The sequence below is a fragment of the Pseudomonas sp. S1_G07 genome (assembly GCF_054668565.1).
This window is the reverse complement of the sequence record NZ_CP162778.1, coordinates 5,984,160-5,998,213: the sequence shown is the minus strand read 5'-3', so window position 1 is coordinate 5,998,213 and position 14,054 is coordinate 5,984,160. Positions and strand designations below refer to the sequence as shown.

The 14,054-nt window shown below is 60.2% G+C and carries 14 protein-coding genes; all 14 read left to right on the top strand.

Going from position 1 to position 14,054, the window contains the following annotated elements; translation table 11 throughout:
* The first annotated feature begins 20 nt into the window (after window positions 1-20).
* The 14 genes from hscA (at window position 21) to AB4O05_RS27315 (ending at window position 13,924) form a co-directional block, all read left to right on the top strand.
* Window positions 21-1,883, top strand: a complete 1,863-nt coding sequence (gene hscA, locus AB4O05_RS27380) for a Fe-S protein assembly chaperone HscA (protein ID WP_460134168.1) — start codon at window positions 21-23, stop codon at window positions 1,881-1,883.
* Between the two features lie 3 nt (window positions 1,884-1,886).
* Entirely contained in the window at window positions 1,887-2,228 is a 342-nt protein-coding gene (fdx, locus tag AB4O05_RS27375; protein WP_460134170.1) for an ISC system 2Fe-2S type ferredoxin, read from the top strand.
* Window positions 2,229-2,242: 14 nt separating this feature from the next.
* On the top strand, window positions 2,243-2,443 hold the full coding sequence (gene iscX, locus AB4O05_RS27370) for a Fe-S cluster assembly protein IscX (protein ID WP_460134171.1): 201 nt from the start codon (window positions 2,243-2,245) through the stop codon (window positions 2,441-2,443).
* A gap of 91 nt (window positions 2,444-2,534) precedes the next feature.
* Window positions 2,535-2,960, top strand: coding sequence for a nucleoside-diphosphate kinase (ndk, locus tag AB4O05_RS27365; protein ID WP_017846179.1), 426 nt, complete (start codon window positions 2,535-2,537; stop codon window positions 2,958-2,960).
* Between the two features lie 29 nt (window positions 2,961-2,989).
* Entirely contained in the window at window positions 2,990-4,138 is a 1,149-nt protein-coding gene (gene rlmN, locus AB4O05_RS27360; RefSeq protein WP_460134172.1) for a dual-specificity RNA methyltransferase RlmN, read from the top strand.
* Window positions 4,139-4,150: 12 nt separating this feature from the next.
* Window positions 4,151-4,909, top strand: coding sequence for a type IV pilus biogenesis/stability protein PilW (pilW, locus tag AB4O05_RS27355; RefSeq protein WP_460134174.1), 759 nt, complete (start codon window positions 4,151-4,153; stop codon window positions 4,907-4,909).
* Entirely contained in the window at window positions 4,909-5,883 is a 975-nt protein-coding gene (locus AB4O05_RS27350) for a RodZ domain-containing protein (protein ID WP_460134176.1), read from the top strand. Before pilW ends, AB4O05_RS27350 begins: the two co-directional genes overlap by 1 nt.
* Before the next feature lie 2 nt (window positions 5,884-5,885).
* The gene (gene ispG / locus AB4O05_RS27345) at window positions 5,886-6,995 is read left to right on the top strand and encodes a flavodoxin-dependent (E)-4-hydroxy-3-methylbut-2-enyl-diphosphate synthase (protein WP_003175952.1); all 1,110 of its coding nucleotides are present in this window, start codon (window positions 5,886-5,888) and stop codon (window positions 6,993-6,995) included.
* Between the two features lie 21 nt (window positions 6,996-7,016).
* Window positions 7,017-8,306, top strand: coding sequence for a histidine--tRNA ligase (gene hisS, locus AB4O05_RS27340; protein WP_460134177.1), 1,290 nt, complete (start codon window positions 7,017-7,019; stop codon window positions 8,304-8,306).
* Window positions 8,307-8,347: 41 nt separating this feature from the next.
* Window positions 8,348-8,989 (top strand): YfgM family protein, encoded by a 642-nt coding sequence (locus AB4O05_RS27335; RefSeq protein ID WP_460134178.1) that lies wholly within the window; start codon window positions 8,348-8,350, stop codon window positions 8,987-8,989.
* Complete coding sequence (bamB, locus tag AB4O05_RS27330) at window positions 8,982-10,133, top strand: outer membrane protein assembly factor BamB (protein WP_460134180.1); 1,152 nt, start codon at window positions 8,982-8,984, stop codon at window positions 10,131-10,133. The genes AB4O05_RS27335 and bamB overlap by 8 nt, the downstream gene beginning before the upstream one ends.
* Window positions 10,134-10,391: 258 nt before the next feature.
* Window positions 10,392-11,861 (top strand): ribosome biogenesis GTPase Der, encoded by a 1,470-nt coding sequence (gene der / locus AB4O05_RS27325; RefSeq protein WP_460134183.1) that lies wholly within the window; start codon window positions 10,392-10,394, stop codon window positions 11,859-11,861.
* A gap of 135 nt (window positions 11,862-11,996) precedes the next feature.
* Window positions 11,997-13,145 (top strand): pyridoxal phosphate-dependent aminotransferase, encoded by a 1,149-nt coding sequence (locus AB4O05_RS27320; RefSeq protein ID WP_460134184.1) that lies wholly within the window; start codon window positions 11,997-11,999, stop codon window positions 13,143-13,145.
* Entirely contained in the window at window positions 13,133-13,924 is a 792-nt protein-coding gene (locus AB4O05_RS27315; RefSeq protein WP_460134186.1) for an amidohydrolase, read from the top strand. The genes AB4O05_RS27320 and AB4O05_RS27315 overlap by 13 nt, the downstream gene beginning before the upstream one ends.
* Window positions 13,925-14,054 lie beyond the last annotated feature (130 nt).

Below are 14,054 nucleotides of genomic sequence, written 5' to 3'. Positions count from 1 at the left end.
ACAGATAAGACCTGATTACCATGGCTCTACTGCAAATCGCCGAACCCGGCCAAAGCCCACAACCGCACCAGCGTCGCCTGGCGGTGGGGATTGACCTGGGCACCACCAATTCCCTGGTTGCTGCCTTGCGCAGCGGCCTGTCCGAGCCGCTGCCTGACGCCGATGGCCAGGTGATCCTGCCGTCCGCCGTGCGTTATCACCCCGACCGCACCGAAGTGGGCGAGTCGGCCAAGCTGGCGGCGTCTACCGATCCTTTGAACACCGTGCTGTCGGTCAAGCGCTTGATGGGGCGTGGCCTTTCCGACGTCAAGCAATTGGGCGACCAACTGCCATACCGCTTTGTCGGCGGTGAATCCCATATGCCGTTCATCGACACTGTCCAGGGCCCGAAAAGCCCGGTGGAAGTGTCGGCTGACATCCTCAAGGTGTTGCGCCAGCGTGCGGAAACCACCTTGGGTGGCGAACTGGTCGGTGCAGTGATCACGGTCCCGGCGTATTTCGATGATGCGCAGCGCCAAGCCACCAAGGACGCGGCCAAGCTCGCCGGCCTGAACGTGCTGCGCCTGCTCAACGAGCCGACCGCGGCTGCGGTGGCTTACGGCCTGGACCAGCATGCCGAAGGCCTGGTTGCCATTTACGACCTGGGTGGCGGGACTTTTGATATTTCCATCCTGCGCCTGACCGGCGGTGTATTCGAAGTGCTGGCCACCGGCGGGGATAGCGCCTTGGGCGGCGATGACTTCGATCACGCCATCGCGGGGTGGATCATCGCCAATGCCGGCTTGTCGGCGGATCTGGACCCAGGTGCGCAGCGTAATCTGCTGCAAACCGCCTGCGCCGCCAAAGAAGCGCTGACTGAGGCTGCATCCGTTGAGGTGTCCTACGGCAACTGGTCGGCCCAACTGACCCGCGAAGCCTTCGATGCGTTGATCGAGCCGATGGTCGCCCGCAGCCTCAAGGCGTGCCGACGCGCCGTGCGTGATTCCGGCATCGAGTTGGACGATGTGGGTGCCGTGGTCATGGTGGGAGGATCCACCCGCGTTCCTCGCGTTCGTGAAGCCGTCGCCGAAGCCTTCGGTCGTCAGCCATTGACTGAGATCGATCCGGATCAAGTGGTCGCCATCGGCGCCGCCATCCAGGCCGATACCCTGGCCGGCAACAAGCGCGACGGTGGCGAACTGCTGCTGCTTGACGTGATTCCGCTTTCCCTGGGCCTGGAAACCATGGGGGGCTTGATGGAAAAGGTGATTCCGCGCAACACCACCATTCCCGTCGCTCGCGCCCAGGACTTCACCACTTACAAAGATGGCCAGACGGCCATGATGATTCATGTGCTGCAAGGCGAGCGTGAGCTGATCAGCGACTGCCGCTCCCTGGCACGCTTTGAGTTGCGCGGCATCCCGGCCATGGTCGCGGGTGCGGCGAAGATTCGCGTAACCTTCCAGGTCGACGCCGACGGCCTGCTCAGCGTCGCAGCGCGCGAGTTGGGCTCAGGCGTTGAGGCCAGCATTCAGGTCAAGCCGTCCTACGGCCTGACTGACGGCGAAATTGCCAAGATGCTCAAGGATTCGTTCCAGTACGCCGGTGACGACAAGGTCGCCCGCGTACTGCGTGAGCAGCAAGTCGATGCACAGCGCCTGCTTGAAGCGGTGCAGGGCGCGCTTGAGGTGGACGGAGATCGTCTGCTGGATGCCGAGGAGCGCCTGGTCATAGACCTGCAGATGCAGGAGCTGGCCGAATTGATGAAAAGCACCGATGGTTATGCCATCGAGCAACAGACCAAGCGCCTTTCACAAGTAACCGATGCCTTTGCCGCCCGTCGTATGAACCAGACGGTGAAAGCCGCCCTGGCGGGACGCAACCTGAATGAAATTGAGGAATAACTGATGCCGCAGGTCATTTTTCTGCCACACCCCGAGCATTGCCCGGACGGTATGGTCGTGGAGGCTGAGACCGGCAAGTCCCTTCTCGACGTCGCCCATGACAACCACATCGAGATCGAGAGTGCGTGTGGTGGTGTCAATGCCTGCACCACCTGTCACTGCATTATCCGCGAAGGTTTCGATAGCCTCAAAGAGGCCGATGAGCTGGAAGAGGACTATCTTGATTGGGCATGGGGCCTGGAACCGACTTCGCGCCTGAGCTGTCAGGCAAAAGTGGGTACAGAAGACCTTACCGTCGAAATTCCGAAGTATTCGCTCAACCATGCGGCCGAAGCGCCGCACTGATTCAAGGAAGTGTCATGAGTCTTAAATGGGTTGATGTGCAAGAGATCGCTATTCTGCTGGCCGACGGCCATCCGGGTATGGATCCCTATTCGGTGAACTTTGTAGCTTTGCGTGACATGGTCATGGCCTTGCCAGGGTTTGAAGACGAGCGGGATCGCGGCGGTGAAAAGGTTCTTGAAGCTATCCAGACTGCCTGGAAAGAAGAACAGGACTGAAGCCTCCCTCACGCAGTTAGGCAATACCCAAGAACCCGCGTATAATTCGCGGGTTTAATTTTTCGTAAATTACCGTTTCTGGAGTTACACCATGGCTGTTCAACGTACTTTCTCCATCATCAAGCCTGACGCTGTTGCAAAAAACGTCATCGGCGAGATCACCACTCGTTTCGAAAAAGCCGGCCTGAAGGTTGTAGCTTCGAAACTCAAGCAACTGTCCAAGGCTGAAGCTGAAGGCTTCTACGCTGAGCACAGCGCCCGTGGTTTCTTCGGCGACCTGGTTGCCTTCATGATCTCCGGTCCTGTTGTTGTTCAGGTGCTGGAAGGCGAGAACGCTATCGCTCTGAACCGTGAGCTGATGGGCGCTACCAACCCTAAAGAAGCCGCTGCCGGCACCATCCGTGCTGACTTCGCTGATTCCATCGACGCCAACGCTGTACACGGTTCGGACTCCGAAGCCGCTGCTGCTCGCGAAATCTCGTACTTCTTCGCCGCTACTGAAGTAACCACTCGCTAAGCATCGGCTTAAAGAGTGAGGGTGAATCCATGACGACATCGACTGTAAAAACCAACCTGCTGGGTCTGACTCAGCAGGAAATGGAAAAATTCTTCGACTCAATCGGGGAGAAGCGTTTCCGTGCCGGTCAGGTAATGAAATGGATTCACCACTTTGGCGTCGATGATTTCGACGCCATGACCAACGTCAGCAAGGCCCTGCGCGACAAGCTCAAGGCGATTGCCGAGGTGCGTGGTCCCGAGGTTGTCAGCGAGGACATCTCCAGCGACGGCACCCGTAAATGGGTGGTGCGCGTGGCGTCCGGCAGCTGCGTCGAGACCGTGTACATTCCCCAGGGCAAGCGCGGCACTTTGTGCGTTTCGTCCCAGGCAGGCTGTGCCCTGGACTGCAGTTTCTGCTCCACCGGCAAGCAAGGCTTCAATAGCAACCTCACCGCTGCCGAAGTGATCGGCCAGGTGTGGATTGCCAACAAATCCTTTGGCAGCGTCCCGGCAACCGTCGACCGTGCCATCACCAACGTGGTGATGATGGGCATGGGTGAGCCGCTGCTGAATTTCGACAACGTAATCGCAGCCATGCACCTGATGATGGACGACCTGGGCTACGGCATCTCCAAGCGCCGTGTGACTCTGTCGACCTCCGGCGTGGTACCGATGATCGATGAGCTGGCCAAGCACATCGACGTCTCCCTGGCGTTGTCGCTGCACGCACCCAATGATGCATTGCGTAACCAATTGGTGCCGATCAACAAGAAGTATCCGCTTAAGATGCTGCTCGAATCCTGCCAGCGTTATATGGCGACCTTGGGTGAGAAGCGCGTGCTGACCATTGAGTACACCCTGCTCAAGGACATCAACGACAAGGTCGAACACGCCGTCGAGATGATCGAGTTGCTCAAGAACACCCCATGCAAGATCAACCTGATCCCGTTCAACCCGTTTCCTCATTCTGGCTACGAGCGGCCGAGCAACAATGCCATCCGCCGCTTCCAGGATCTACTGCATCAGGCAGGCTACAACGTGACGGTGCGCACCACCCGTGGTGAAGACATCGACGCGGCCTGCGGCCAATTGGTAGGACAGGTGCTGGATCGCACCCGCCGCAGCGAACGTTATATTGCCGTGCGTGAGTTGAGTGCCGCCGACGATATGCCGCAAAACGCTGCGAATCGAACCTGAGAGAGGATCTCTATGCCCTTGCGCCTTGCGCTGCTGCTGTTGGTTGCCGGTCTTGCGGCCGGTTGTGTTTCATCGGGCCATGACAGCCCTTTGCAAACCGGCAAGGGCCGTGACGAAGCGCGAGTGGCTTATGTGCAACTGGGCTTGGGCTACCTGCGCCAGGGCATGAGCGAGCAGGCCAAGGTCCCGTTGAAAAAGGCCCTTGAGCTGGACGGCGACGCCGCAGACGCCAATGGCGCACTGGCCCTGGTGTTTCAGGCCCAGGCCGAGCCTGAGCTGGCTGAGCAGTATTTCCATAAGGCCCTGGCCACTCGCCCTGCGGACCCGCGGCTGCTGAACAATTACGGCAGCTTCCTGTTCGAGCAGAAACGTTATGACCAGGCTTCCCGTTATTTCCAGCAAGCCAGCGCCGATACTCTCTACCCGGAGCGTTCGCGGGTGTTCGAGAACCTTGGGGTCACCTCGATGCGCCTCGGCCAGCGCGACAGCGCGCGCCGGCAACTGGAAAAGGCCCTGCACCTGAACAGTCGTCAGCCGCGTGCCTTGCTCGAAATGGCTGAGTTGTCTTACGAAGACAGGCATTATGTGCCAGCACGTGACTATTACGAGCGTTTTAGCCTGCTCAGCGGGCAAAATGCACGTAGTCTATTGCTCGGTGTGCGCCTGGCGACGGTTCATGAAGAACACGACACGGCCGCACGTTTTGGCCAGCAACTCGAACGACTCTATCCCGGTACCCCGGAATATCAGCAATACCTGTCGGAGCAATGATGAAAGCGGCGCACCCGGAAGTTGTAGCAGCTAATCGCGTAAACCCAGGCGACACCTTGCGCCAGGCCCGCGAAAGCCATGGTTGGTCGCTGGCGGAAGTGGCCCTCAAGCTCAATTTGACCACCACGTCCTTGGGCAACCTGGAAGCCGGCGCGTTCGATAAGCTGCCTGGGCATACTTTTGCCCGCGGCTATATCCGCGCCTACGCCAAGTTGCTGGGCATTGATCAGGCGATCCTGGTCCAGGAATTCGACCAGTTCACCGGCACCGACTCCCAGGGCAGCAATGTCCATGGCCTGGGTCGTATCGAAGAGCCTGTGCGTGTTTCCCATACCATTTTGCGAATTGTCAGCCTGTTGCTGCTGATCGCCGTGATCGGCGGTGGTTTTCTCTGGTGGCAAGACCAGACCTCACAGCGCTCCAGGGACCTGACCAGCAACGCCATGGAGCACGTCGAAGTCGAAAGCGCCGACGGCACCACCCAGATTCATCCGCTCGATGAGCCCGAGGACCAGGCGGTTGTCGAAAGCCAGGCTGCACCGCAAGTACCGGCAGCCGAGCCGCCAGCCGCGCAAACAACTCCGGAGGCCGCCGTTGTAGCACCCGCTCCAGCGACGCCGGTCGCGCCGACGCACACCCCGGCCGCACCTGCCCAGGCTCCGGCGACCACCGCTCCAGCCGCCCCGGCTACGCCAGCGATTTCACCACCCACCACGCCAGCGTTGATCGCCGGTGATGGGCGCGTACAGATCACTTTCGTTGCTGATTGCTGGACACAGCTCACCGACGGTAGCGGCAAAGTGCTATTTAGCGGCCTGAAGCGTAAGGGCGAAGCACTTGACCAGGCTGGCAAGCCTCCTCTGACGCTGCGTCTGGGCTTTGCCCGTGGCGCGCAAGTGGCTTATAACGGCCAGCCTGTGGACGTGGCGCCGTTCACCAGTGGCGAGACTGCTCGCATCAAGTTGGGACAATAGTCATGCACGGCGAATCTCCAATCAAACGTCGCGTATCGCGCAAGATCTGGGTCGGCTCGGTGCCGGTGGGCGGCGATGCCCCCATCGCGGTGCAGAGCATGACCAACAGCGACACCAACGACGTGGCCGCCACCGTTGCCCAGATCAACCGTCTGGAAGCGGCCGGCGTTGATATCGTTCGAGTGTCCGTTCCAGACATGGATGCCGCCGAAGCCTTCGGTCGCATCAAACAACTGGTCAAGGTACCACTGGTCGCCGATATTCACTTCGACTACAAGATCGCGTTACGCGTGGCCGAGCTGGGTGTGGACTGCCTGCGCATCAACCCGGGCAATATCGGGCGTGAGGACCGCGTGCGCGCGGTGGTGGACGCTGCGCGTGATCGTGGGATCCCGATCCGCATCGGCGTCAACGCCGGCTCCCTCGAAAAAGACCTGCAAAAGAAATACGGCGAGCCTACCCCTGCGGCACTGGTTGAGTCGGCTCTGCGCCACGTCGAGCACCTTGAACGCCTCAATTTCCAGGACTTCAAGGTCAGCGTAAAGGCCTCCGACGTGTTCATGGCCGTAGAAGCCTACCGCCTGCTGGCCAAGGAAATCGTGCAGCCGCTGCACCTGGGTATCACTGAAGCGGGCGGTTTGCGCTCAGGCACAGTGAAATCTGCGGTGGGTCTCGGTATGCTGCTCGCCGAAGGGATTGGCGATACTATCCGCATCTCCCTCGCGGCAGATCCGGTAGAGGAAGTGAAAGTCGGCTACGACATTCTCAAATCCCTGCGTTTGCGTTCCCGTGGCATCAATTTCATCGCCTGCCCGAGTTGCTCGCGGCAGAACTTCGATGTGGTGAAAACCATGAACGACCTGGAGTTGCGCCTCGAAGACCTGCTGGTGCCGTTGGATGTCGCGGTGATCGGCTGTGTAGTCAATGGGCCGGGCGAAGCCAAGGAAGCCCATGTGGGGTTGACCGGCGGTACCCCGAACCTGATTTACATCGACGGTAAGCCGTCGCAGAAGTTAACGAATGACAATCTGGTGGATGAGTTGGAAAAGCTGATCCGCGAGAAAGCAGCCGAAAAGGTTGCGGCTGACGCAGCGCTGATCGCGCGCGGCTAAGAACGAATTTAAGGATTTGATGTGAGCAAGTCTCTGCAAGCCATTCGTGGCATGAACGACATCCTGCCCGAGCAGACGCCGTTGTGGCGTTACGTAGAGGGCACTGTCGCGCGTCTGCTGGATAACTACGGTTACAAGCAGATCCGCATGCCGATCGTCGAGTTCACCGAGCTGTTCAAGCGCTCCATCGGTGAAGTGACCGACATTGTCGAAAAAGAGATGTACACCTTTGAAGACCGCAACGGCGACTCCCTGACCCTGCGTCCGGAAGGCACCGCCGCGTGCGTGCGCGCCGTGCTTGAGCATGGGCTCACCGGTGGCGGCCAACCGCAGAAACTGTGGTACATCGGCCCGATGTTCCGCCACGAGCGCCCACAGAAAGGCCGTTATCGCCAGTTTCACCAGATCGGCCTGGAAGTCTTCAACCTCGATGGCCCGGACATCGACGCCGAGCTGATCGTGCTGACCTGGCGCCTGTGGGGCATGCTGGGTATCCGCGACGCGGTCAAGCTTGAACTCAACAGCCTGGGCACCAGCGAATCCCGGGGGCGCTACCGCGAAGCCCTGGTGCAATTCCTGTCGGCCCACCTGGACAAGTTGGACGAAGACAGCCAGCGTCGTCTGAAAACCAACCCGTTGCGCGTGCTGGATACCAAGAACGCCGACACCCAGGCCGTGCTGGTTGATGCACCGAAGATGGCCGACTACCTGGACGACGAATCGCGTACGCACTTCGAGGGCCTCAAGGCTCGCCTGGAGGCGGCCGGTATTCCCTATGTGATCAACCCGAAGCTGGTTCGTGGCCTCGATTACTACAGCAAGACCGTGTTCGAGTGGGTCACCGACAAGCTCGGCGCCCAGGGCACCGTGTGCGCCGGTGGCCGTTACGACGGCCTGGTCGAGCAGATGGGCGGCAAGCCGACCACGGGCGTAGGCTTTGCCATGGGCATCGAGCGACTGATCCTGATGCTCGAGACCCTGGAGCAGATCCCGGAAGAAATTTCCCGTCAGGTGGACGTATACCTGTGCGCCTTTGGCGAGGCCGCCGAACTGGCTGCCCTGGCCCTGAGCGAGCAGGTACGCGACCAACTGCCGAACCTGCGCCTGCAGGTCAATGCCGGTGCCGGCAGCTTCAAGAGCCAGTTCAAGAAGGCCGACAAGAGCGGCGCGCTGTATGCTCTGATCCTCGGCGATGACGAACTGGCGCAGCAAGTGATAGGTTTCAAACCCCTGCGTGGCCAGGGCGAGCAACAGAACATTGCCTTTGATGCGCTCGCTGCGCACTTGGCCACCTGCATCGTGCAGGGTTGAAGCTGTCGAACAGCCGAATTTAGCGATTAAGGAGTATTGGGGTGTCGAGTACTGATGATGAGCAGTTGGCCGATTTCAAGGACTGGTGGCAGCGTAACGGCAAGCCCCTGGTCACCGGCGGTCTGCTGGCTTTAGTGGTGGTGTTCGGCTGGCAAGCCTGGCACAAGTATCAGGCCAACCAGTCCCAGGGCGCCTCGATCCTCTATCAGCAATTGCTGGAAACCAGCCTGACGCCGGACGGCAAGCCCGATGCCGCCAAGGTTGCGTACCTGGCCGGAGAACTGAAAAAAGAGTTTGGCGGTAGCACCTACGCCCAGTACGGCAACCTGTTCGTCGCGAAAGTCGCGGTCGATTCCGGCAAGCTGGACGAGGCCTCGGCCGAACTTAAAGCCATCGTCGACAAACCGGCCAACCCGACCCTGGGTGAAATCGCACGTCAACGCCTGGCCCAGGTACTGGCGGCACAGAGTAAGGCTGACGAAGCACTCAAACTGCTCGACGGCGATGCGGACAAGGCATTTGTAGCCACTCGCGAAGAGCTCAAGGGCGACCTTCTGGTCCAATTGGGTCGTACCGACGAAGCCAATGCTGCGTATAAAAAAGCCAAGGCGGCGCTGTCTGATGAAGCGGCGGTCGGTGGCTTACAAATCAAGCTGGACGACTTGGCCAAAGGGGATGCGTGACGTGATCCGTTGGAAACATGCAGCATTGCTGGCTCTGGCCGTTCTGGCCGCGGGTTGCAGCAGCAACAGTAAAAAAGAACTGCCTCCAGCCGAGCTGACCAGCTTCAAGGAAGAAGTGGTCCTGCAAAAGCAGTGGAGCCGCTCCATCGGTGATGGCCAGGGTGAAACCTACAACATGTTGGTACCGGCAATCGACGGTGACAACATTGTGGCTGCTGACGTGACCGGCGTAGTGGTCTCCATGGATCGCATGAACGGCGATGTGAAGTGGAAGAAAGACCTCGAGTTGCCTGTATCCGGCGCCGTAGGCGTGGGTTACGGCATGGTCATGCTCGGTACGCTCAAGGGCGAAGTCGTGGCCCTGGATTCCAGCACCGGTGAAGAGAAATGGCGCGCTCGCGTGACCAGTGAAGTCCTCGCACCGCCTGCCACCAACGGCGATATCGTCGTGGTGCAAACCCAGGACGACCGCGTGATCGGCCTCGACGCCAGCACCGGCGAACAGCGCTGGTTGTACGACAGCACTCCGGCGGTGTTGACCCTGCGCGGTACCAGTGGTCCGGTTGTGACCAACAATCTGGCCGTTGCAGGCCTGTCGACCGGTAAAGTGGTGGCCCTGGACACCAGGAACGGCGTACCGGTCTGGGAAACCCGTGTGGCTATCCCGCAAGGTCGTTCCGAGCTGGATCGCGTAGTCGATATCGATGGTGGCTTGCTGCTGTCGGGTGAAACCCTCTACGTCGCCACTTACCAGGGCCGTGTTGCCGCACTCGACCTGCAGAGCGGCCGTGTCAACTGGCAGCGTGATGCTTCCAGCTACGCCGGTGTCGCCCAAGGGTTTGGCAGCGTCTACGTGAGCCTGGCGTCCGGCACCGTTGAAAGTGTCGATGAGCGTTCCACCACTGCACTGTGGAGCAACGACTCTCTGGCTCGCCGTCAACTGTCGGCTCCGGAAGTGTTCTCCAGCTATGTAGCAGTCGGCGACTTCGAAGGCTACCTGCACCTGCTGAGCCAGGTGGACGGCCGCTTTGTCGGTCGCGAGCGCATCGACAGCGACGGCCTGCGTGCACGTCCGCTGGTGGTGGGTAACATGCTTTATGTGTATGGCAACAGCGGCAAGCTGGAAGCCCTGACCATCAAGTAAAAGTTTGACTATGCTTGGGGTCATCCCCAGGCGGCCCTGCTTCATTGCTTAATGTAGGAGCGAGCTTGCTCGCGAAGGACGTCAACGCTAACGCGGGTTTCTGGATGAACGCGGCGTCCTTGGGTTTTTCGCGAGCAAGCTCGCTCCTGCAAGAATCAGTGTCGGGCAGGGTATGTGGCATTCAAATGCCGCCCCGAGCACCAGCCGCTGCCCCGCAGCGGCTTTTGTATTTTCTGAAATAACGAAGTGGAGAGCCGCATGGTTCCCGTAATCGCCCTGGTGGGCCGACCTAACGTCGGCAAGTCCACCTTGTTCAACCGCCTGACCAGGACTCGCGACGCCATCGTCGGCGACTTGTCCGGTCTGACCCGTGATCGCCAATACGGTGAGGCAAAGTGGCAAGGGCGCTCCTACATTATTGTCGACACCGGTGGTATCTCCGGTGACGAGCATGGCATGGACGAAAAGATGGCCGAGCAGTCGCTGCTGGCCATTGAAGAAGCCGATGTCGTGTTGTTTCTGGTGGACGCCCGTGCGGGCTACACCGCTGCCGACCAGATGATTGGCGAGCACCTGCGCAAGCGCAACAAGCGTTCCTATCTGGTCGCCAACAAGATCGACAACATCGATCCTGAGCAGGCTCGCGCCGAGTTCAGCCCGATGGGCCTGGGCGACGCGATCCCGGTCGCTGGTGCCCACGGTCGCGGCATCACCCAGATGCTGGAAATCGCCCTGCGCGACTTCCCTAAGGATGACGTCGAGGAAGAGGAAGGCGAAGAAGAGATCGTTGCCGAAGGTGAGGAAGCCAAGCGCATTCCTGGCCCGAGCGAAAAAGACGGTATCAAGATCGCCATCATCGGCCGCCCGAACGTCGGCAAGTCGACCCTGGTCAACCGCATGCTCGGTGAAGACCGCGTCATCGTCTACGACCAGCCCGGCACCACTCGCGACAGTATCTACATCCCGTTCGAGCGTAACGACGAGAAGTACACGCTGATCGACACCGCCGGTGTGCGCAAGCGCGGCAAGATCCACGAGGAAGTTGAAAAGTTCTCCGTGGTGAAAACCCTGCAAGCCATTAAAGACGCCAACGTGGTGATCTTCGTGATGGACGCCCGCGAGGGTGTGGTGGACCACGACCTCAACCTGCTGGGCTTTGCCCTGGAAGCCGGTCGGGCACTGGTGATCGCGATCAACAAGTGGGACGGCATGACGCCGAGCGAGCGCGATTTCGTCAAGATCGAGTTGCAGCGTCGGCTGTTCTTCGTCGAGTTCGCCGATATCCACTTCATCTCGGCATTGCACGGTACCGGTGTCGGTAACCTCTATGCATCGGTGCAGAACTCGTTCAAGTCTGCCGTGACCCGCTGGCCGACCAATCGCCTGACCCAGATCCTCGAAGACGCCGTCGGCGAGCACGCACCGCCGATGGTCAACAACCGCCGGATCAAACTGCGTTACGCCCACTTGGGGGGTGCCAACCCGCCGATTATCGTGATCCACGGTAACCAGATCGAGAAGGTGCCCAAGTCCTACGTGCGTTACCTGGAAAACACCTACCGCCGTGTCTTGAAACTGGTCGGTACGCCGATCCGTATCGAGTTCAAGGGTGGCGAGAACCCGTACGAAGGCAACAAGAACACGCTGACTGACCGTCAGGTGAACAAGAAGCGTCGTTTGATGACTCACCACAAGAAGGCCGACAAGAAGCGCCGCGATAAGAAATAACGGCAGCTTTGAGTTGCAAGCTACAAGCTGCAAGAGAGGGCTCCTTTGGAGCCCTTTTTGTGCCTGGCGGTTTGCCCCTTGACCCGCTTGTTGCTTGCAGCTTACAACTTGCAGCTCACCCGAAGGGGGGCTCCCATGATCACCAGCAAGCTGCCGAATGTCGGCACGACCATCTTCACGACCATGTCACAACTCGCTGCCGAAACCGGCGCGCTCAACCTGTCCCAGGGCTTTCCCGATTTCAATGGCCCGAAGGCTTTGCTCGATGCCGTGGGCAAGCACGTTGCCAGCGGGCATAACCAGTACTCACCGATGACCGGCCTGCCAGCCCTGCGGCAGCAAGTGGCGGCCAAGATCGCTCGCAGCTACGGCGCCTCGGTCAACCCGGACAGTGAAGTGACCATCACCCCCGGCGCCACTGCCGCGATCTTTTGCGCGATCCAGGCGGTGATTCGCAATGGCGATGAAGTCATCGTGTTCGACCCCTGCTATGACAGCTACGAGCCTTCGGTGGAACTGGCCGGTGGCCGTTGCGTGCATGTGCAACTGAGCCTTGATGGCTTTGCCCTCGACTTCGAGAAAATCCAGGCCGCGCTGTCGCCCCGTACGCGCATGATCATCCTCAACACCCCGCACAACCCCACCGGTGCGCTGATCAGCCGCGCCGAGCTGGACCTTTTGGCGGCATTGATCCGTGACCGCGATATCTACCTGGTCAGCGACGAGGTCTACGAGCACCTGGTCTTCGACGGCGTGCCCCACGTCAGCGTGTTGGCTCACGAAGAGCTGTACCAGCGTGCCTTCGTGGTCAGCTCCTTTGGCAAGACCTATCACGTCACCGGCTGGAAAACCGGCTACGTGGTTGCGCCGCCGGCCCTCACGGCTGAGCTGCGCAAGGTGCACCAGTACGTCAATTTCTGCGGCGTCACGCCGTTGCAGTTCGCCCTGGCGGACTTCATGGCCGAACACCCGGAGCACGTCGACGAACTGCCGGGGTTTTACCAGCGCAAGCGCGACCTGTTCTGTGACCTGCTGGCGCCGTCGCGTTTCAGTTTCACTCGGGTCACCGGAACCTACTTCCAGCTGGTGGATTACTCCAGGATTCGCCCGGACCTGGATGACGTCTCCATGTCACTGTGGATGACCCGCGAACACGGGGTGGCCACCATCCCCGTCTCGGTGTTCTACCAGCACCCACCCCAAGGCCAGCGCCTGGTGCGCCTGTGCTTTGCCAAGCGCGAGGAGACGCTGCAACAAGCAGCTGAAAAACTATGCGTGATCTGACTGCACTGCCGAACCTGCATATTGCCCTGGTCCAGACCACACTGGCCTGGCACGACCGCCAGGCCAATCTTGATCACTTCGACCTGCTGCTGGAGCAAGCCAGGGGCGTCGACCTGATCGTGTTGCCGGAGATGTTCACCACCGGTTTCTCCATGGAGTCGCAGGCTCTCGCCGAGCCGGAAAACGGCCCCACCCATCATTGGCTCCAAGCCCAGGCGGCGAAGTACAACGCGGTGATCACCGGCAGTGTGATCATCCAGGCCGCCGATGGCAGCCACCGCAACCGCCTGCTGTGGGCGCGGCCGGATGGCGAGGTATTGCACTACGACAAGCGCCACCTGTTCCGCATGGCGGGCGAGCATGATCACTACACCCCCGGCGAGCGCCAGGTGCAGTTCGAGTTGAAGGGGTGGCGTATCCGCCCGCTGATTTGCTACGACCTGCGCTTCCCGGTGTGGAGCCGGGATGCCCAGGACACCGACCTGCTGCTGTACACCGCTAACTGGCCGGGGGCTCGGCGTCAGCATTGGAACCGTTTGCTGCCGGCAAGGGCCATTGAGAACCTGTGTTACGTAGCGGCGGTGAACCGCGTGGGTACGGATGGCAAGGGCTTTGCGTACACCGGTGACAGCCAGGTGCTGGACTTCCAGGGTGAGACCTTGCTGAGCGCAGGGGAGGCGGATGGCGTGTTCCAGGTGTGCCTGGAGGCGGCTGAACTGGCGGCGTATCGCACCCGGTTCCCGGCGAACCTGGATGCCGATAGTTTTCAGTTCGTCTGACAGGCCGCTATCGCGGGCAAGCCCTTGGAATGCGGTCACCATGAGGAGCCCGGCTTGCCCGCGATGAGGCCCTCACAAAAAACACAAATCTGATGCCCAACAAAAAGGCCCCTGGATTCTCATCCAGGGG